Genomic DNA, 17,776 nt, shown 5'->3' with positions numbered 1-17,776 from the left:
ACAACTTACATACCACATCACCCCCCCCCTACAAATTTCAAACAAAGTCAGGAGTTTTCTTGACATGGCTTCAAACGGCAATTATAGTATACAGATAGGGCGAAGGAGCAGTGAAGGGCCCGGTATCATCAGAAATTAAGAAATGGAGCAGACTAATTGCATTTATTATCCCAACAGACCTTGGAATACATTTTATCCGACATATTAGAAAAATCAAGATATCTTCCAATAGCGCTTATTGTGGGTATTTTGATAGGGTTTTGCAGCATGAAGTTTTTAGGCTGTAATAAAAGGTGCCTGAAATGTACCTTGCTTATTATTTATTTTATCATGCTGTCCATCCTCACTATATTTGAGCGGGAGCCTGGATCGCGCACTGAAATGTGCCTAACCTTATTTGGGACCATTGGAGGGCCCAGAGACAATTCTTATGTGATTGAAAATGTTCTGTTATTCATTCCCTTTGGGATTCTTGCTCCGTGGACATGGAGACTCATGAGGAACCCGGTTATCTGTACCTTGTTTGGATTTGCCTTGAGCTGTACGGTTGAAGTGATACAGCTGATCACGCAGCGGGGCTATTTTCAGGTGGATGATATTTTCACCAATACGATAGGAACATTGATCGGAGCCGTTGTGTTTTGGATTTTTACCCGTATGGCAGGATATGATTGACAACTGTTAAAATCTTGCTATAATTAAATACTTAGGAAGCGAACTAATTGCGTTCTATGTCAGCATTTCCAATGAAAATTTAATGGAAATCCAATGAAGGCCCAATGAAGATCCTGTCAACATCCGATCAGGACCCTATAATAATTCCATGTGGATTCACCTGGACCAGATAAGAGAGGACAGCTTATGCAGACCGGCAAATTGATTAATATGATATCCATACGCCTAAGGCGCCGTTCCGGGAAGACAGGAAGGCTTTTGGGCATCACTGAGGCTCAGGGGCGTATCCTTGAGTTTATTCTGGTTGAAAGTAAAGACAAGCCGTTGTTTCAAAAGGATATAGAAAAGGAGTTTGATCTGCGGCCATCCACGGCCACAGAACTATTGAAAACACTGGAAGAGCAGAAGATGATCCAGCGAGTCAGCAGCGAACATGACGCCAGATACAAGGAGATTTTGTTCACGGAAACAGCAGAACATATACGCCTGGCCCTTCAGCAGGAGATACAGAGGACGGAAGAGCAGCTTGTGAGGGGAATACCCAAGGAAGAATTGGATGTATTTATGAGGGTTGCCGGGAAAATGCTTCTGAATCTGGATGATTAGGAAGAGTGCTGAAGCCTTATATAAGTGAAGAAATACATCCAAACCATTTTACATATAAAAGGAGTCCAAAATGTCAACCCCAACCAATTTATCCGATGATTTCACTCAGGGAAACATAGTAACAAAACTGATCAGATTCATGGTCCCCATCCTGGGCGCTTTGATCCTCCAGGCCATGTACGGGGCAGTAGACCTTCTGGTGGTAGGCCAGTTCGGCACGGATGCAGGCATATCGGCCGTGGCAACGGGCAGCAATATCATTAACCTGGTGACCTTTGTCATAACCTCCCTGACCATGGGGGTAACGGTCCTGATCAGCCGGTATATGGGCGAAAAGAGGGCAAGCCGTATTGGCGGTGTGATCGGAGGATGCATCTGCTTTTTTGCCATTTTTACCGCAGTCATTATGGTCCTGCTGCTGGCAGGCGCCCCGGTATTTGCATCCTGGCTCAACGCGCCTGCCCCAGCCTATGAAATGACCATTGAGTATGTAAGAATCTGCGGCGCGGGAATTATTTTTGTGGTCGCATATAATGTGATCAGCGGCATATTCAGAGGGCTGGGGAACTCAAAGCTGCCTTTGGTCTTTGTGTCCATTGCCTGTCTGGTGAATATTGTGGGGGATCTGTTTTTTGTGGCGGTTCTTCACATGAATGTGGCAGGCGCCGCGCTCGCTACCATTTTAGCCCAGGCGGTCAGCGTGATCCTGTCCCTGTTTATTATCAGGAGGCAGAACCTTCCTTTTACCGTCACACGGCAGGACCTGCATTTTAACAGTGAGATCCCGGTTTTCCTCAAGCTGGGCATCCCCCTGGCATTGCAGGAGCTGCTTACCAGCATTTCCTTCCTGATCCTGTGCGCCATTGTCAACGGCATTGGGCTGGAGGCGTCCTCCGGTTATGGGATCGCGCAAAAGGTGATCTCCTTTATCATGCTGATCCCGTCAGCCCTTATGCAGTCCATGTCCGCGTTCGTGGCCCAGAATGTGGGCGCAGGAAAGGAGGAGAGGGCCAGGAAGGCAATGCTTACCGGCATGGGATTAGGAGCGTCTGTGGGGGTGATCATATTCCTGATCTCATTTTTCCGCGGTGATATCCCCGCCTCGGTCTTCACCACGAATGAAGCTTATATCATAAGGGCCGCGGAATATTTGAAAGGATTCAGCTTTGAGGCCATCCTCACATGCCTGGTTTTCAGTTATATTGGTTATTTTAACGGACACGGCATGTCGCTTCCGGTTATGGTTCAGGGGATCACGGCGTCCTTCCTGGTACGTGTGCCTCTTTCCTATTTGTTCAGCTTAAAGGAAGGCGCCAGCCTGTTTGATATTGGATTGGCAGTTCCCGCCGCCTCCCTGTACGGCATCCTTTTTTTCACCATATGCTACATATGGTACGTGCGGAAAAAAGGGTAGTCTTTTTCTATTTGTCTTTATGATGTTCCTTACACTGTTCTTTATACTGGCGCAGGTATTCCATCTGCTGTTCATCATCCACTTCACGGTCATAGGGCGTGGTGTTGCACACACAGCAGTATAATATAAACGCGATCAGTATAAGAAGCAGGATAACCAGAATGATCCAGAGCATAGTTCCTCCAATCACGGAAATAATAACAACTTACATCTAACCGATCAAAAAGGGTACCAGGCCGTCAAATATCCACTGACCTGATACCCTTACTATCAATCTATCCACATTTATCCGGCCTATGCACATGGGCGCGGCATTTCTTACTTCTCATCGCAGACCTGAAAAATATAGAACTTCAGATAGTAGCTTTCATCCGCAGCCCACAGGATGGGATGGTCACTGGCCTGGGTACGGTACTCTACCTGGCGCAGCCGCTTGTGCACATTCCCGGCCGCTTCCCGGATCGTCTTTGTGAAAAGTTCCGGGTCCATAAAGTGGGAACAGGAGCAGGTGGCCAGATACCCCCCGTCCTTTACCAGCTTCATGCCTCTCAGATTGATTTCCCTGTACCCCTTAACTGCATTTTTTATGGAATTTCTGGATTTGGTAAATGCCGGCGGATCCAGAATGACCACATCAAATTTCTGCCCATCCTGTTCCAGCTTGGGAAGCAGGTCAAATACATCTGCACATTCAAAATGCACCCTGTCCTGGATTCCGTTGAGCGCTGCATTTTCACTGGCCTGATCCACCGCCAGACGGGATGCGTCCACGCCCAGCACGTCCTTGGAGCCGGCCAGCCCGGCATTCAGGGCAAATGAACCGGTGTGCGTAAAGCAGTCCAGCACCTTGTCCGGCTGGGTCCTCCTGCACAGGTTCTGCACAGCCAGGCGGTTATATTTCTGGTCAAGGAAAAATCCGGTCTTTTGGCCGTCCTCCACATCCACCAGGTAGCGGACCCCATTTTCCAGAATCTCCACCTTGGTATCAAACGGCTCTCCTATAAACCCTTTATACCGCTCCATGCCTTCCTGGAGGCGGACCTTTGCATCGCTGCGCTCGTAAACGCCCCGGATGGTGATCCCGTCCTCTGCCAGAACCTTTTTAAGCATTTCCACGATCACAGGTTTCAGCCGGTCGATCCCCAGTGCCAGAGATTCCACCACCAGCACATCGGAAAATTTGTCGATCACAATACCCGGAAGAAAGTCGGCCTCTCCGAACAGGATCCTGCAGCTGGAAGTGTCCACGGTTGCTTTTCTGTACTCCCACGCATTCCTGACCCGCATCTCAATAAAGTTCTGGTCAATAACGGTATCCTTTTTGCGGGATAACATGCGCACGGTCAGCTTGGAGTTGGTATTGATAAATCCATGCCCCAGCCCATAACCGTCAAAATCCTCCACGGCGGCCAGGTCCCCGTTCTCATATTCCCCGGTGACGGTGTCGATCTCATTGTCGTAAATCCAGGCTCCGCCGGCTTTCAGGGTGCGTCCCTGGCCTTTTTTTAGGCGGACAGTGGCTGTAACTGTGTATAAGTTCTTAGATTCCATGAAGTGCTCCTGTCTTTGGTTGTTTTATCTGATACCATGAATTTTGCATGTCTACCATCATATCATAATATAAATGAAAATTCAAACCCCGGCCTCCCCTACGCGTAAGGATCCATCTCCAGCACCTCGATCCCCTGGGTGATGATCTGCTCGGTCAGCTTTGCCATCTGCTGTGGCGTTTCCTTCAGTCCGGTCTGGAGCCAGTACTGTACCAGCCCCACGCAGCCCGATGCAATATAGGAAAAGAAAGCGTCAAAGACAGCCGGATTGCCGGTGCGGAATACCTCCATCCAGTCCTTGAGACATTTTTCGCGTATAAGCTTTTTCAGGCGGTTGACAAAATTCAGATCCCCGTTTTCACCCAGCAGGATTTCAATGAGATCTGCATTTTCATAAACCAGGGAATAGATCTCATTAAAGATCACAGCCGGTCTTTGCTTTAGGTCCACGGCGTCATGCTTGAGCACCAGCTGGTTAAACTCGTCCTGCAGCTCAGCCTCAGTCTTTTCCAGCAGGTCGAACACGTCCTTATAATGAAGGTAAAAGGTTCCCCTGTTCAGATCGGCCATGTCTGTCAGCTCGCGGACCGTGATGTCCTGGACTTTTTTCTCCTTTAATAAGGAAATAAGACATTCCCGAAGCTGCCTCCGTGTTTTTCTAACCCTGCGGTCTATGGAATCAGTACTCATGATTCAATCCTCCTTTGATGTATAATGTACCTTCGGAGCCTTCCAGGCACCCATTCTTGCGGCTGATCCTTCCGCCGGCCCCACGCAAACTGATCAACGTACACACCATGTACGCCTCATACATTTGTGGCTAACTGACAAAAACCATCCCGCAAATCTGAGTACCAGGAGATTCGGAGAGTGCACTACAGATATGGGGAACGCAGCCCCATTAGACTTTACAAATATTTAACATATTTTTCCTGGACAAATGATGCAATAGTGTTGATTATTAGGCGAATCCATCAAAATTAATCATTGTATTTTTGCCATTTCTTAGTATAATCCATTATAGTCAATAAATAAACAAATGTCAATTAATAAAATAGAAGTTGCTTAACAGAATAAAAGACGTATAATAGATATATAGGCATAACTAGACAGCTGTATGAAGGGGATGATCAGGTGAAACACAGAAAATATAGACTTTTTTTAATGGCAGTCTTGGTTGTGGGAGCATTTCCGGGAACCGGCCTGGGAACGGCAGCGGCCCAGGAGACACAGCAAACCCAGGAGACACAGCAAACCCAGGAGACACAGCAAACCCAGGAGACACAGCCGGCACAGCAAACCGAAAGCAACACCACGGCACACCCGGGCTGGAACCGGTCAGGGGAGAACTGGTACTGGATGGATGAGAACAACAGTTTACATAAGGGATGGATTCAGACAGATGGCCGAACCTATTATCTGGATAAAGATGGGATCATGGCCAGGGGATGGAAGGAAGTGGACGGAGAGTGGTACTATTTCCACGAAGACGGCGGCATGAACCTGGGGGAGCTGATCCTTGACAATGGAATGTATGAGTTTTCAAGGAACGGCGCCCTTGTTTCGGCCCAGTGGGTGGAGAATACCGGGGGCGGGGCGTACAGCGCTGGCTGTTATGATGAGGAGACTCAAGCGCTGTTTGATGAACTGAATGAGGAAAAGAAGCAGAGATATTTTGACCAGCATCCTGACCGGGAAGATGATTATGATGGGGATATGCACAGGGTGTATGACCGGAACGCTGGATTTAAAATGGATATGGCCCTGAATAAGGCCGCGGCCCACCGGCTGGAGGCAGCCATGGCAGGCGGATACATGGATGAGCGGATTCCCGGCGAGGGAACGGTGAATGACTACCTGGCTTCCATTCCTTACCGGAAAAATGCCACCTGCCTGGAACTGTACATCCGCAGCTGTGAGGATGAATCCGAGGCATTTTCCAAAGTCATGGAGCGGACCGGGGACAGGTATGATTCCAAGGGGGACAGAACCTATTCCCTGGAATATTACCGCAGCCTGGGTATGGCCCGCGGTGAAAAGGATGGGAAACAATATTTCTTGATAATTATGATGCGGTAGTGTAAGGGAGTATGGAACATGGGACAGAGACTGCTTGACAGATTGAAGAGAAAGACACACAGGGTAAAAGGGCAGGAGCAGGCAGATGGATTGTCGGTTTCCGCCCGTCTGGCCGGTTTTATCATACATAAGAAGGGCTGGATCGAGAGCGTATTTGTGGCAGGGTGTATCTTTTCCCTGATTGCAATGCTTTTTGTGAATGTGAATTACGACCTGACCGAATATCTGCCGGACACGGCCCAGTCCTGTATCGGACTGGATCTGATGGAAAATGAATTCGGATACCCGGGTACAGCCAGGCTGATGATCAAGGACGTTAGCCTGTATGAGGCAAAGCAGTACAAGGATAAGCTGGAGGCAGTGGATGGCGTGGACCAGATCCTGTGGTGCGACAGTACGGTGAATATTTATTCCGGAGAGGATTTTATTAACCAGAAGGATATTGAGGATTATTATAAGGATGGCTGCGCCGTGATGGATATCACCTTTGACGAGGGGGACACCACTAAGAAGACCTCCCAGGCCATTGATGAGATGAAGGCCATCACCGGGGATAAGGGGTATTATGTGGGCATGGCTGTCCAGAACAAGTCCCTGACGGAAAATGTGGAAAGTGAGATGAACCTTATCCTCACCGTGGCGGTGATCATGATCTTTGCGGTACTGTGCATCACCACCACGGCGTGGTCCGAGCCCTTTTTGTTTTTGCTGGTCATGGGCGTGGCCATTCTGCTGAACCGGGGAACCAATATATTTATCGGGACCGTGTCCTTTCTGACCAACAATGTGGCCATGGTGCTGCAGCTGGCCACCTCCATGGACTATTCTATTTTCCTGCTGGATGCGTTTTCCAGGGAGCGGCAGAAGGGAAAGACGGAAGAGGAGGCCATGGTGGGAGCCATTGAGGAGGCCATTAACTCTATTTTCGCCAGCAGCCTGACCACCGTGGTGGGCTTCCTGGCCCTGGTGTCCATGAATTTTACCATTGGTTTTGATATGGGCCTGGTTCTGGCAAAGGGAATTGTGTTCAGCCTGATCACCGTGGTATTCTTTATGCCCGCCATGATCCTGAAGTTTACAAAGTGGAATGACAAGACCAGGCACCGTCCCTTCCTGCCCAGCTTCCGCAAATTCAGCGAATGGGTATACAAGGTGCGTTATGCTTCCCTGATCATTATGGTCCTACTCACCCCGCCCGCCTATGTGGCCCAGGGGATGAATGATTTCCTTTACGGCAACAGTGCGGTGGGAGCCAGCGAGGGGACCCAGGTCTATGCGGACGACCAGGAGATATCCCAGAAGTTCGGGCGCAGCAACATGCTGTTGGCCCTGTATCCAAATACTTCGCCGGTGCTGGAAAAGGAAATGTCCGATGAGATCGAGGACCTGCCCTATGCTAAAAGCGTAATGTCCCTGGCCAACACCCTGCCTGTGGGGATTCCGGAGGATTTCCTTCCCTATTCCCTTACCAGCGAGCTTCATACCAAGGATTCCTGCAGAATGCTGATATACATAAGGACTAAGACGGAAAGCGACCAGGCATTTAAGTGCACGGATGAAATACAAAGCATTGTGGACCGGTATTATCCGGACGGGGCATATCTGGTGGGGGAGACCCCATCCACCCAGGACATTAAGACCACGATTACCTCGGATAACGCACGGGTAAACACCCTGTCCCTGTTGGGGGTATTCCTGGTCGTCATGTTCAGCTTCCGGTCGTTTATCATACCGGTTGTGGTAATGATCCCTATCCAGGTGGCTATTTTCCTCAACATGGCAATGCCCTATCTCCAGGGCGACACCATGGTGTTTATGGGTTACATTATTGTCAGCAGTATCCAGCTGGGAGCAACCGTGGATTATTCCATACTTATGACCAATAACTACGTATCCTGTAGGAAGACGCTGCCTAAGAAGGAAGCCTGTATACAGGCGCTGATGCTGTCCTGCCCGTCCATCTTCACATCGGGGACCATCATTATACTGGCAGGATATATCATACACTTTATATCCACTACAGCGGCCATTGGGGATTTGGGCCATCTGATCGGAAGAGGCGGATTGTTCAGCGTAATCCTGGTGCTGACCGTACTGCCCGCCCTGCTGGCCCTGTTTGACCGGATCATAACAAGCAATGAATGGGACCGCTTGCAAAAGCACCTGAGAAAACGCCATGAAAAGCGCAAGGCGATTATCAAAGCTGGGCTTGGGACCATTGTAAATAAAATAACCATCGGAAATAAAAGAAACAATGAACCATCGGAGGTGGAAAGCAATGAAGTATAAGTATAAAAGAGTCATGACAGCCGGCCTGGCCGCGGCTATGCTTTGCACCAATGCTGGCGGGGGCCTGCCGGTATATGGGGCGGAAGCGGCCGTGGATGTGGATGAGACCATGTACGTAAACCTGGATTATTACGGCAGGCTTGATAAGATCAACGTGGTTAAGGGATGCAGCCTTAACGGCCTTACGGATTTTACGGATTACGGCACGTATCTGGATGTGACCAATATGTCCAATCAGGCGGTGCCGGTGCTGGGAGACGGTTCGGTCACCTGGAATTTTCCCCAGGCCCAGAAGGAGCGGTTCTATTACAAATGCGCCCTGGATAAAGACCAGATTACACTGCCCTGGGAATTTGACGTTTCCTACAAACTGAACGGCGTGCCATCCAACGGCGATCAGCTGGCCGGCGCGTCCGGGCTGGTGGAGATCCATATAAAGGCGGACCCCAATGACCATGCCCGGGAATATTACCGCAATAACATGATGCTCATGGTGGCGGTTCCTGTTGACATGGGGAAATGCTACAGCGTGGAGGCGGAAGGCTCCCAAACCCAGAATCTGGGAGAAACAACAGCGGTAGTGTTCACAGCCCTGCCCGGGGAGGAGGGGGATTACACTGTGCGCATCGGCACGGACAGCTTTGAGACCACCGGAGTCATCATGGCCATGATGCCGGGAACCGTGGAGGATCTGGAGCACATCAAGGATCTGAAGGAAGCCAAGGATACATGGCAGGATGCAGGGGATGAGCTGTATGACAGCCTGGAACAGATGGCAAAATCCGTGGAAGATATGCGTGAGGGTGTGAACCAGGTGCGTGGAGGACTGGATTCAGCGGAGAGTGCAAGGCAGAAGTGGAGCAATTCCAAGGACAGCATCCTGGCCGGAAACGACCAGACCCTGGCGTCCCTGACCTCTGTTTCACAGCAGCTGGAAACCATGATACCCCATCTCCAGACCGCCAAGGATTCAGCGGAAGTGGTCCACAAGAGTATGGGAGATATTGTAAATACACTTGGGGATATGCAGGATCCCTTAAGAAAGCTGCACACCAGGCTGAATAACATCAAGAGCAGTTCAGCGGGAATCTCCGAGAATATCCCTGAGCTGATGGAGATCATGCAGCAGCTGATTGCCCTGGATGCTCAGCTTCAGGCCAGCGAACAGGTATATGTGACCGGTCTGGCCAGTGCCGGCGCAGGGATCGGTTTCCTGGATGAAGATTATTACATGGATGAAGAGGATTTTGGCCACTCACGTGGAAATGGCGGCGGCGGGAGTGGAAGCAGCTCCGGCCACACCGATTCCCAGGGAAAGGATACGGACAACACAGGAAATACAACGGACACTGACAAGAAAAACGACCAGAGTGCAGATGGTTCAACAAGTACGGACGGTTCTGCCGGTACAGGCGGCTCCGCCGGCACGGATAACACCCCGGGAACGGATGACAAGAACAGCCAGGGTACGGGCGGTTCCACCGGCGCGGACGGATCCGCAAGTACGGACGGTTCTGCCGGTACGGACGGCTCCGCCGGCGCGGACAATGCCTCAGGAACAGATGACAAGAACAGCCAGGGTACGGGCGGTTCCACCGGCACGGACGGTTCTGCCGGTACGGGCGGATCCACCGGTACGGACGGTTCCACGAACGCAGGTTCCGCCTCCGGCACTCCCGACCAGAATGATCAGGGCAGCGGCTCCGCCGGTTCCCAGGATAATGCCGCCAATGGTTCCGGGGGAGCAGGTACGGGAACGGACGCATCAGCAGGAGGGACCGGATCGGGCACTGCAGCCGGAACAGGCGCCGCATCAGGATCGGGCGCCGCATCCGGGGCAGGCTCCACATCAGGATCGGGCGCTGCATCGGGCGCAGACTCCACATCAGGAACCGGCGCCGCTTCAGACACAGACGCCGCATCCGGCGCAGGAGAAACACTCTCCCTTGCGCCGGGTTCAACAATAATGGCGGTCATTGAAAAGCACAATGTACCGCTGGTGGGTACTCCCGAGGTTCCGGTGGACATGGGGACCCTGATGGAGCTTTTGTCCGGCAGACAGTCCATGCTGACGGATATATCCAAAAAGAGCAGCGAGCTTTCCCTTCTGATGTCCAACCTGATGGATGACACTTCGGACTCGGCAAAATACAGTGCGGAGATCGTGGATAACCTGGACTATCTCATTGAGGACCTGACCGCACTCCACGATTCACTGGACACCTATTATCCGGATCTCCAGGCTGCCCTGGATGATTCCCAGGAGCTTGTCCGCCGCACCACAGATGCCCTGAATAACGGCGTCAGCACCATGACCATTGTACAGAATACCTTAAAGGACAGCAGTGATGATTTTGACGCTGCTGCACGGGACAGCTTAAGAGGCAGCATGGAACTTCTGGACAGAAGCCTGAGCATACTGGACAGCACCACGGCCATGCGCCGGGCGGGCCGCACCATGAAGGACACCATTGACAATGAGCTGGATAAGTTTGACACAGACAACCGTTTCCTGTTCATGGACCCGTCCTCTGAAAAGGTTTCATTTACCTCTGATAAGAACAGGGCTCCAAAGACATTGCAGATCGTGCTCCGCACCGATGAGATCAGCGTGGATGAGGATGATGCCAAGACAGCGGATGCAGAGGTGGCAAAGATTAAGGAAAGCCCGCTTCGCAGGATGTGGAATGTGCTGGTCCAGATGTGGAAGGCTATGGTCAGCATTTTCAAAAACAGGTAGCAGGCCGGGGGAATTTTTAGTATAATGGTATCTGACACAGGAGTTTGAGGTATATTGCCGTGGACGGCTGTACTGGGGAGGGATGGATACCGTGGCTGAGATAAGCAGGCAGGAGAAAACCAAATACAAGCTGGCGGCTTCCGTGAAGGAATGCATGAAGACCCAGCCTGTGGATAAGATTACGGTGAAGAATATCGTGGAGGGATGCGGCGTTACCCGCCAGACCTTTTACCGCAGTTTCCTGGATAAATATGACCTGATCAACTGGTATTTTGACAAGCTGGTGCTCCAGTCCTTTGAGCAGATCGGCATGGGGCATACGGTGGGGGAAAGCCTGACCCGTAAATTTGAATTTATCCTCAATGAAAAGGTGTTTTTTACAGAAGCCTTCCGCTCAGATGACAAAAATTCCCTGAAGGAGCATGATTTTGAGCTGATCCTCAAGTTTTACACAGACCTGCTTGCCAGAAAGGACAGCAAGGCCCTGAATCAGGAACTGCAGTTCCTTTTGGAGATGTACTGCCAGGGCTCCGTGTATATGACAGTCAAGTGGGTTCTGGGAGGCATGAAGGATTCGCCCCGGGACATGTCCGGCAAGCTGGTGGAAGCCATGCCGCCAAAGCTGGCCGAGGTATTTGAACGCCTGAAGCTGCTATAGGTAATAGTAGACAATGAGAATAGTTAACTTGCACAAAGATTGAGAAAAAGTGACAGACAGAGATGTTTGTCACTTTTATTTTTAACATCCCGTTGTTATAATATTAACAAATAGAACAAGCCAAAGCGCCGGAATTTTCCGGACGCATGTGATAAAAGAAAAGGAGAGGTAAATCATGGCAAACAGAATCGTATTAAACGAAACATCCTATCATGGCGCAGGGGCGATCCGGGAGATTGCAAATGAGGCAAAGGCAAGGGGATTTAAGAAGGCATTTGTCTGCTCAGACCCTGATCTGATCAAGTTCAATGTGACTACCAAGGTGACCAAGGTACTGGAGGATGCCGGACTTGCATACGAGATCTACTCCAACATCAAGCCGAATCCCACCATTGAGAATGTCCAGACCGGCGTTGCCGCATTCAGGGCATCCGGCGCTGATTATATCATTGCCATTGGCGGCGGTTCCTCCATGGACACTTCCAAGGCCATTGGCATCATCATCACCAACCCTGAGTTTGAGGATGTGAGAAGCCTGGAAGGTGTTGCCCCCACCAAGAATCCCTGCGTTCCGATCATTGCGGTTCCCACAACAGCAGGCACGGCGGCAGAGGTTACCATCAACTATGTGATCACGGATGTTGAGAAAAAGCGCAAATTCGTATGTGTGGATACCCATGATATTCCCGTAGTGGCAGTGGTTGACCCGGAAATGATGGCCTCCATGCCGAAGGGACTGACAGCGGCAACCGGCATGGATGCCCTGACCCACGCAATTGAGGGATATACCACAAAGGGCGCATGGGAGATGACCGATATGTTTAACTTAAAAGCCATCGAAGTTATTGCCCGCAGCCTGAGGGACGCGGTGGAGAATAAGCCGGAGGGCAGGGAAGGCATGGCCCTGGGACAGTATCTCACAGGGATGGGCTTTTCCAACTGCGGACTGGGGATCGTCCACTCCATGGCCCATGGCCTGGGTGCCCTGTATGATACCCCCCACGGTGTTGCAAATGCCATCATTCTTCCAACGGTTATGGAGTACAATGCTCCCTGCACAGGAACCAAGTTTAAGGACATTGCCGTTGCCATGGGCGTGGAAGGTGTGGAGGACATGAGCCAGGAGGAATACCGCAAGGCTGCTGTGGACGCTGTGAAGAAGCTGTCCCAGGATGTGGGGATCCCTGCTGACCTAAAGGAGATCGTAAAACCTGAGGATGTGGATTTCCTATCCCAGTCCGCCATGGATGACGCCTGCCGTCCGGGAAATCCAAAGGATCCATCTTTAGAGGATATCAAGAACCTGTACCTGTCACTGATGTGACCATGATCATGCGGACGTATTGCCAAAGCGGCATACGTCCGCATCGCCGTTTTAGGGGTCTGGAACCATAAAACGGCCAATATGATAGTTTCTCATGAAAAATGTACATGGTAACTTCCTATGCCCTGTGGTACAATTTTATCAAACAATTCAAATATCTGGAGGCATATATGGAATTTAAGATAACGGTTTTAAACAGGGATAACGAGATAAAAGCATCCATGGAAGGTCCCTCACAGGCAGTTCTGGCCTGGAAGGGGGAGTACCGGGAAGGGGACCGGATCGTGTTTGGTCTGCCGGAGAAGAACCGCTTCTATGTGGTCCGCGTGGATGACACCATGGACGAGTCTTACATTTTTGCGGTTCAGACGGAACTTGCATATATCGTTCCTTTTGAGGAAAAGAAGACATCCTATAACCCCAAAGCTTTTACAGGGGAGCGCCATTACCTGACCGTACGGTATGCCATGGAGCATGAGATTAAGGTCTATAAGAATCTGGCTGAGAATGTGATGGACCAGCATGTATTCCGCGGATATTACCCTCATGCCAGCGCCAATGTGGAGACAAGAGGGGAAGCCGTGTTTGCGGCGCGCAATGCCATAGATGGGGTCACAGCCAACCGTTCCCATGGAAAATGGCCCTATGAATCATGGGGGATCAATCAGCAGGACGATGCGCAGATGACCCTGGAATTTGGCCGCGCAGTGGATTTTGACAAGATCGTACTCTATACCAGGGCGGACTTCCCTCATGACAACTGGTGGGAACAGGTCACCTTTACCTTTTCTGACGGCTCCGCGGAGACGGTGCGGCTGGCAAAGAGCGCGGAACCCCATGTGATCCCCATCAAAAAGAGTGGAATTACATGGCTTACCTTTGGTCAGCTGATCAAAGCGGATGACCCGTCCCCGTTCCCTGCGCTGACGCAGATTGAAGTGTATGGCTATGAACATAGATAAGTACTTCCTATGACATGAATCTTATTGCCACAAGAGTTTTCCTGTGGAGCCGGACATTAAAATGGGCGGCAGCGGTTTTGTTTCAGCCGCTGCCGCCCTGTTTTGGCTTTCTTATCCTGCCGGTTCCTCCAGCCAGGCCTGCCCCGGGGTCATCTCCCCTGTGAAGATCCTGCCGTAATCTTTTGCATACTTGGCCTGATGGTATTTAAACAGCATTTCATTTTGGGACACAGGTCCCAGTATCTCAATCTTACCGGTAACATGGGACATGGCATAGCGGATGCATTTCCCCTGTCCGTTCTGCATATTCTTTGCGCCCTCCACAATCTCGTAACCCTGCATCAGGGGGACCTGGAACTGGCTCTTTACCCCTGATACGGGGCGGCACTGGAAAATGTAATAGGGAACCGCACCGCATTTGGTCAGATCCTTTAACAGTGCGCCCAGTACATGGCTGCTGTCATTGATCCCCTTTAACAGCACGGTCTGGTTTTTGACAATGACGCCTGCATCCAGCAGGGTTTTCACAGCCTTCCTGGCATGATCGGTCAATTCCTTTGGATGGTTAAACTGGGTAACCACATAGATTTGTTTTTTCTGCGTGTATGTCTTGAGAATATCCAGAAGTTCGTGGTCGTCATAGATTCTTTCCGGAAGAACAACAGGGGTGCGGGTGCCAAAGCGTATCAGGTCCAGATGGGGGATCGGGGTGAAATGCTCCAGATACTGCGCTATGACCTGATTGCTGTTTACAAATGCATCTCCGCCGGATATGAGTATATTGCTGATCTCACTGTGGGCATTTACATAGGCAGCCATCTCAGCCACATTGTCGGCCGTCTCATCATCAGAGATACCCACCAGGCGTTTGCGGAAGCAGTGCCTGCAGTACATGGCACAGCGGTGGGTGGACAGGATCAGGGCTGTCTGCGGGTATTTATGCTGTAAACCCGATATTACTGTGTTGTCCGCTTCTCCGCTGGTATCAAAATCCCCGGACAAGTCAGTTTCACTGATGGATGGGATACACATCCTAAACACCGGATCACGGGCCGGATCATTCCAGTCGATCAGTGACAGGTAATAACGAGTGACGGTCATGGGGAACTGATGGAGGATCCTGTTAAGATGCTCGATCTGGGAATCTGTCAGATCCATGTATTCCCTCAGCTCGCCCGCTTTTGTGACATTGGTTCTCAGTGCTTCTTTCCAATTCATAGTATCATCCCCTTCATTATGTAGTTCACATAAAATTATAACAGGTGAAAGAAAGGTGTCCTATGAATAAATTGTAAATAAATTATAAACTTTAGAAAAAAAGTATAAACCGGGAAAGGATGACAGCCTTTAGAAAATGTAAAGGGACAAAAAGAAAAACACGGTATACAGAGCCATAACGGCCCGGCATATCGTGTTTAAATGGATGGATCTTACGGTTACAGAAGGACAATCCCGTTGCCGGCTCCGATGCGGTCAGCTCCGGCCTCTACTAGCTCACGGGCAAACTCAGGGGTGCGGATACCGCCGCTGGCCTTTACCTGAAGCCTGTCCCCTACTGTTTTACGCATAAGCCTGATGTCTTCAACCGTGGCTCCTCCGGTGGAAAAACCGGTGGAGGTCTTCACAAAAGCAGCGCCGGCTTCCTCAGACAGTTCACAAGCCTTTACTTTCTCTTCATCGGTCAAAAGACATGTCTCAATGATCACCTTTACAATGGCCGGTTTGGAAGCTTCAACCACTGCCTTGATATCATCTCTTACAAAATCCCAGTTCCTGTCCTTGACAGCGCCGATATTAATGACCATATCCACTTCCTCAGCGCCGGCTTTCACTGATTCGGAAGCCTCGAACGCCTTGGCGGAGGTGAGCATGGCTCCCAGGGGGAATCCCACCACACAGCAGGTCATGACACCGGAGCCTTTTAGCTGGGATGAAACCAGCGGAACATGGCAGCTGTTTACGCATACGGAAGCAAACTTATGCTCAACGGCTTCCTTGCAGTAGCGCTTGATGGTGTCGGCGGAGGCGTCAGCCTTCAACATGGTGTGGTCGATTTTCTTTGCAATATCCATTGTTTTCTCTCCTTTATTTTTACAGCAGAGCCGAATTATGATAATAAAATAATAGCATAAATGCCTGTATTTATCAAGTGAAATCGGTTACAGGATTTGTGAAATAAAAAATAGACATTTGCATGTGATAAATGTGTAATAAAGTTCAAATAATTTAAAATAATAGTACAATTTGCACAATAAAATTGTAAAAAAATATTGACAAGGGGGAGGGAATGTGATATTTTTAAAATGTAATTATGAAAGCGGTTTCAAGAATTATATCACGAGGTATAGTGGGAGCCGGCACCAATCCTCCAAGGCGGATTGAAAAAGATGAAACGGGAAAACGAATATGAATATATATGATATAGCCAAAGAGGCGGGCGTGTCTCCCGCCACGGTCTCCAGGGTTTTAAACAATCACAAGAATGTAAAAGAGGAGACAAGGAATAAGATCCAGGAAGTAATCAAGGGCAAAAATTATTCGCCTAACACCATAGCGCGCAATCTCAGCGTGGGCACTTCCAGGAACATTGCATTTATGGTACCTGACATTGAGAATCCTTTTTTCAGCAAGATCCTTCACGGGATTTCGGACCGGGCCATGGATAATGACTACAATGTCTTCATGTTTGGCACAGCTGAGAACACGGCCAGAGAGCACAAGATCCTGGACTCGCTTAAGATCGAGATGATGAAGGGACTGATCATCATTCCTGTGTCGGAAGCGGACAGGGAGACGGCTGAGCGGCTTAAGGAATTTGAGGAACAGGGAGTGCCTGTGGTGCTCATTGACCGTGATGTAAGGAACGCCAGGTTTGACGCGGTATTTTCCGAGGACATGGAGGGAGCCTGTGAAGCGGTGGAGTGCCTGATTGAAGAGGGGCATAAGAAGATAGGGATCATAACAGGACCCGATACGTCAAGACCGGGCCATGAGCGTTTGAAAGGATATAAAAGGGCCTTGGCCAATAATGGCATTTCCCTGAACAAGGATTACATCATATGCGGCAATTTTATGGAAGATGAATCATATGAGGCCATGAAACAGCTGCTGGATCTGGAGGATCCTCCCACGGCTGTGTTTACATCCAACAACATGACCACCTTGGGAGCGCTGCGGTGCCTGAAGGAACGCCAGATGAAATTGGGAGCGGATATATCGGTCGTAGGGTTTGACGATATCAAGGAACTTGCGTATACGGACATTCATCTGACTGCTGTGACCAGACCTGTTTATGAGATGGGATGCGAGGCAATGCGGATATTGGAGAGAAGGTTCCGGAAGGCTGAGGGGGTGGAGGAGGAAAAATTGATCATCCAGAGAAATCTGGTCAAGACATGGCTGATAAAAAGAGGCTCGGAAAAACATAAGGATTTATCAGGTGGGAGTGACACCTATCACACATAAGCGCCTTGAAGACA

The 17,776-nt window shown here is 50.1% G+C and carries 15 protein-coding genes; 10 read left to right on the top strand and 5 right to left on the bottom strand.

The genetic code is table 11. The features are described from left to right. Positions 1-267 precede the first annotated feature (267 nt). From CLFS41_RS19790 to CLFS41_RS19780, 3 genes are all read left to right on the top strand, one after another. Complete coding sequence (locus tag CLFS41_RS19790; RefSeq protein WP_276327346.1) at positions 268-675, top strand: VanZ family protein; 408 nt, start codon at positions 268-270, stop codon at positions 673-675. Between the two features lie 186 nt (positions 676-861). Continuing rightward, positions 862-1,281, top strand: coding sequence for a MarR family transcriptional regulator (locus tag CLFS41_RS19785; protein ID WP_045093247.1), 420 nt, complete (start codon positions 862-864; stop codon positions 1,279-1,281). Positions 1,282-1,351: 70 nt separating this feature from the next. Then, positions 1,352-2,695, top strand: coding sequence for an MATE family efflux transporter (locus CLFS41_RS19780; protein ID WP_045093246.1), 1,344 nt, complete (start codon positions 1,352-1,354; stop codon positions 2,693-2,695). Between the two features lie 7 nt (positions 2,696-2,702). Here the strand turns inward: CLFS41_RS19780 and CLFS41_RS30470 are convergent, their stop codons facing one another. From CLFS41_RS30470 to CLFS41_RS19770, 3 genes are all read right to left on the bottom strand, one after another. Further along, positions 2,703-2,870, bottom strand: coding sequence for a hypothetical protein (locus tag CLFS41_RS30470; RefSeq protein WP_007860697.1), 168 nt, complete (start codon positions 2,868-2,870; stop codon positions 2,703-2,705). 143 nt (positions 2,871-3,013) lie between these two features. After that, positions 3,014-4,246 (bottom strand): class I SAM-dependent rRNA methyltransferase, encoded by a 1,233-nt coding sequence (locus tag CLFS41_RS19775; protein ID WP_045093245.1) that lies wholly within the window; start codon positions 4,244-4,246, stop codon positions 3,014-3,016. A 98-nt stretch (positions 4,247-4,344) separates the two neighbouring features. After that, positions 4,345-4,935, bottom strand: coding sequence for a TetR/AcrR family transcriptional regulator (locus tag CLFS41_RS19770; protein WP_007860695.1), 591 nt, complete (start codon positions 4,933-4,935; stop codon positions 4,345-4,347). Positions 4,936-5,379: 444 nt separating this feature from the next. Here CLFS41_RS19770 and CLFS41_RS19765 point away from each other — a divergent pair, with 444 nt between their 5' ends. From CLFS41_RS19765 to CLFS41_RS19740, 6 genes are all read left to right on the top strand, one after another. Then, a complete protein-coding gene (locus tag CLFS41_RS19765; RefSeq protein WP_045093244.1) occupies positions 5,380-6,324 on the top strand; it encodes a hypothetical protein in 945 nt (314 codons plus the stop codon). Between the two features lie 18 nt (positions 6,325-6,342). After that, positions 6,343-8,613 carry an MMPL family transporter gene (locus CLFS41_RS19760; protein ID WP_045093243.1) on the top strand — a complete coding sequence of 757 codons (2,271 nt, stop codon included), beginning with the start codon at positions 6,343-6,345 and terminating at the stop codon, positions 8,611-8,613. Continuing rightward, the gene (locus tag CLFS41_RS19755) at positions 8,603-11,353 is read left to right on the top strand and encodes a hypothetical protein (RefSeq protein WP_045093242.1); all 2,751 of its coding nucleotides are present in this window, start codon (positions 8,603-8,605) and stop codon (positions 11,351-11,353) included. The genes CLFS41_RS19760 and CLFS41_RS19755 overlap by 11 nt, the downstream gene beginning before the upstream one ends. Positions 11,354-11,444: 91 nt before the next feature. Continuing rightward, the gene (locus tag CLFS41_RS19750; RefSeq protein ID WP_007860689.1) at positions 11,445-12,011 is read left to right on the top strand and encodes a TetR/AcrR family transcriptional regulator C-terminal domain-containing protein; all 567 of its coding nucleotides are present in this window, start codon (positions 11,445-11,447) and stop codon (positions 12,009-12,011) included. A 175-nt stretch (positions 12,012-12,186) separates the two neighbouring features. Continuing rightward, on the top strand, positions 12,187-13,335 hold the full coding sequence (gene fucO / locus CLFS41_RS19745) for a lactaldehyde reductase (protein WP_007860686.1): 1,149 nt from the start codon (positions 12,187-12,189) through the stop codon (positions 13,333-13,335). Positions 13,336-13,505: 170 nt separating this feature from the next. Then, positions 13,506-14,297 (top strand): hypothetical protein, encoded by a 792-nt coding sequence (locus tag CLFS41_RS19740; protein WP_045093258.1) that lies wholly within the window; start codon positions 13,506-13,508, stop codon positions 14,295-14,297. A 111-nt stretch (positions 14,298-14,408) separates the two neighbouring features. On the opposite strand, the gene CLFS41_RS19735 is transcribed toward CLFS41_RS19740, so the two are convergent. Together CLFS41_RS19735 and deoC are read right to left on the bottom strand one after the other, a co-directional pair. Then, positions 14,409-15,515, bottom strand: coding sequence for a KamA family radical SAM protein (locus CLFS41_RS19735; RefSeq protein ID WP_045093241.1), 1,107 nt, complete (start codon positions 15,513-15,515; stop codon positions 14,409-14,411). 218 nt (positions 15,516-15,733) lie between these two features. Continuing rightward, positions 15,734-16,369, bottom strand: coding sequence for a deoxyribose-phosphate aldolase (gene deoC / locus CLFS41_RS19730; protein WP_007860681.1), 636 nt, complete (start codon positions 16,367-16,369; stop codon positions 15,734-15,736). Between the two features lie 334 nt (positions 16,370-16,703). Between deoC and CLFS41_RS19725 the strand changes: the two genes are divergently transcribed. Then, complete coding sequence (locus CLFS41_RS19725; RefSeq protein ID WP_007860680.1) at positions 16,704-17,762, top strand: LacI family DNA-binding transcriptional regulator; 1,059 nt, start codon at positions 16,704-16,706, stop codon at positions 17,760-17,762. Positions 17,763-17,776: the final 14 nt, after the last annotated feature.

Source organism: Clostridium sp. FS41 (assembly GCF_000954015.1).
GTDB classification, from domain to species: Bacteria; Bacillota; Clostridia; order Lachnospirales; family Lachnospiraceae; genus Enterocloster; species Enterocloster citroniae.
This window is presented reverse-complemented; position numbering and strand designations above follow the sequence as displayed.

Bases quoted from the DNA above. Each gene is read 5' to 3' on its own strand.
- CLFS41_RS19725 (WP_007860680.1), top strand. From the start codon at position 16,704: ATGAATATATATGATATAGCCAAAGAGGCGGGCGTGTCTCCCGCCACG.
- CLFS41_RS19755 (WP_045093242.1), top strand. From the start codon at position 8,603: ATGAAGTATAAGTATAAAAGAGTCATGACAGCCGGCCTGGCCGCGGCT.
- CLFS41_RS30470 (WP_007860697.1), bottom strand. From the start codon at position 2,870: ATGCTCTGGATCATTCTGGTTATCCTGCTTCTTATACTGATCGCGTTT.
- CLFS41_RS19785 (WP_045093247.1), top strand. From the start codon at position 862: ATGCAGACCGGCAAATTGATTAATATGATATCCATACGCCTAAGGCGC.
- fucO (WP_007860686.1), top strand. From the start codon at position 12,187: ATGGCAAACAGAATCGTATTAAACGAAACATCCTATCATGGCGCAGGG.
- CLFS41_RS19760 (WP_045093243.1), top strand. From the start codon at position 6,343: ATGGGACAGAGACTGCTTGACAGATTGAAGAGAAAGACACACAGGGTA.
- CLFS41_RS19770 (WP_007860695.1), bottom strand. From the start codon at position 4,935: ATGAGTACTGATTCCATAGACCGCAGGGTTAGAAAAACACGGAGGCAG.
- CLFS41_RS19735 (WP_045093241.1), bottom strand. From the start codon at position 15,515: ATGAATTGGAAAGAAGCACTGAGAACCAATGTCACAAAAGCGGGCGAG.
- CLFS41_RS19775 (WP_045093245.1), bottom strand. From the start codon at position 4,246: ATGGAATCTAAGAACTTATACACAGTTACAGCCACTGTCCGCCTAAAA.
- CLFS41_RS19740 (WP_045093258.1), top strand. From the start codon at position 13,506: ATGGAATTTAAGATAACGGTTTTAAACAGGGATAACGAGATAAAAGCA.
- deoC (WP_007860681.1), bottom strand. From the start codon at position 16,369: ATGGATATTGCAAAGAAAATCGACCACACCATGTTGAAGGCTGACGCC.
- CLFS41_RS19790 (WP_276327346.1), top strand. From the start codon at position 268: ATGAAGTTTTTAGGCTGTAATAAAAGGTGCCTGAAATGTACCTTGCTT.
- CLFS41_RS19780 (WP_045093246.1), top strand. From the start codon at position 1,352: ATGTCAACCCCAACCAATTTATCCGATGATTTCACTCAGGGAAACATA.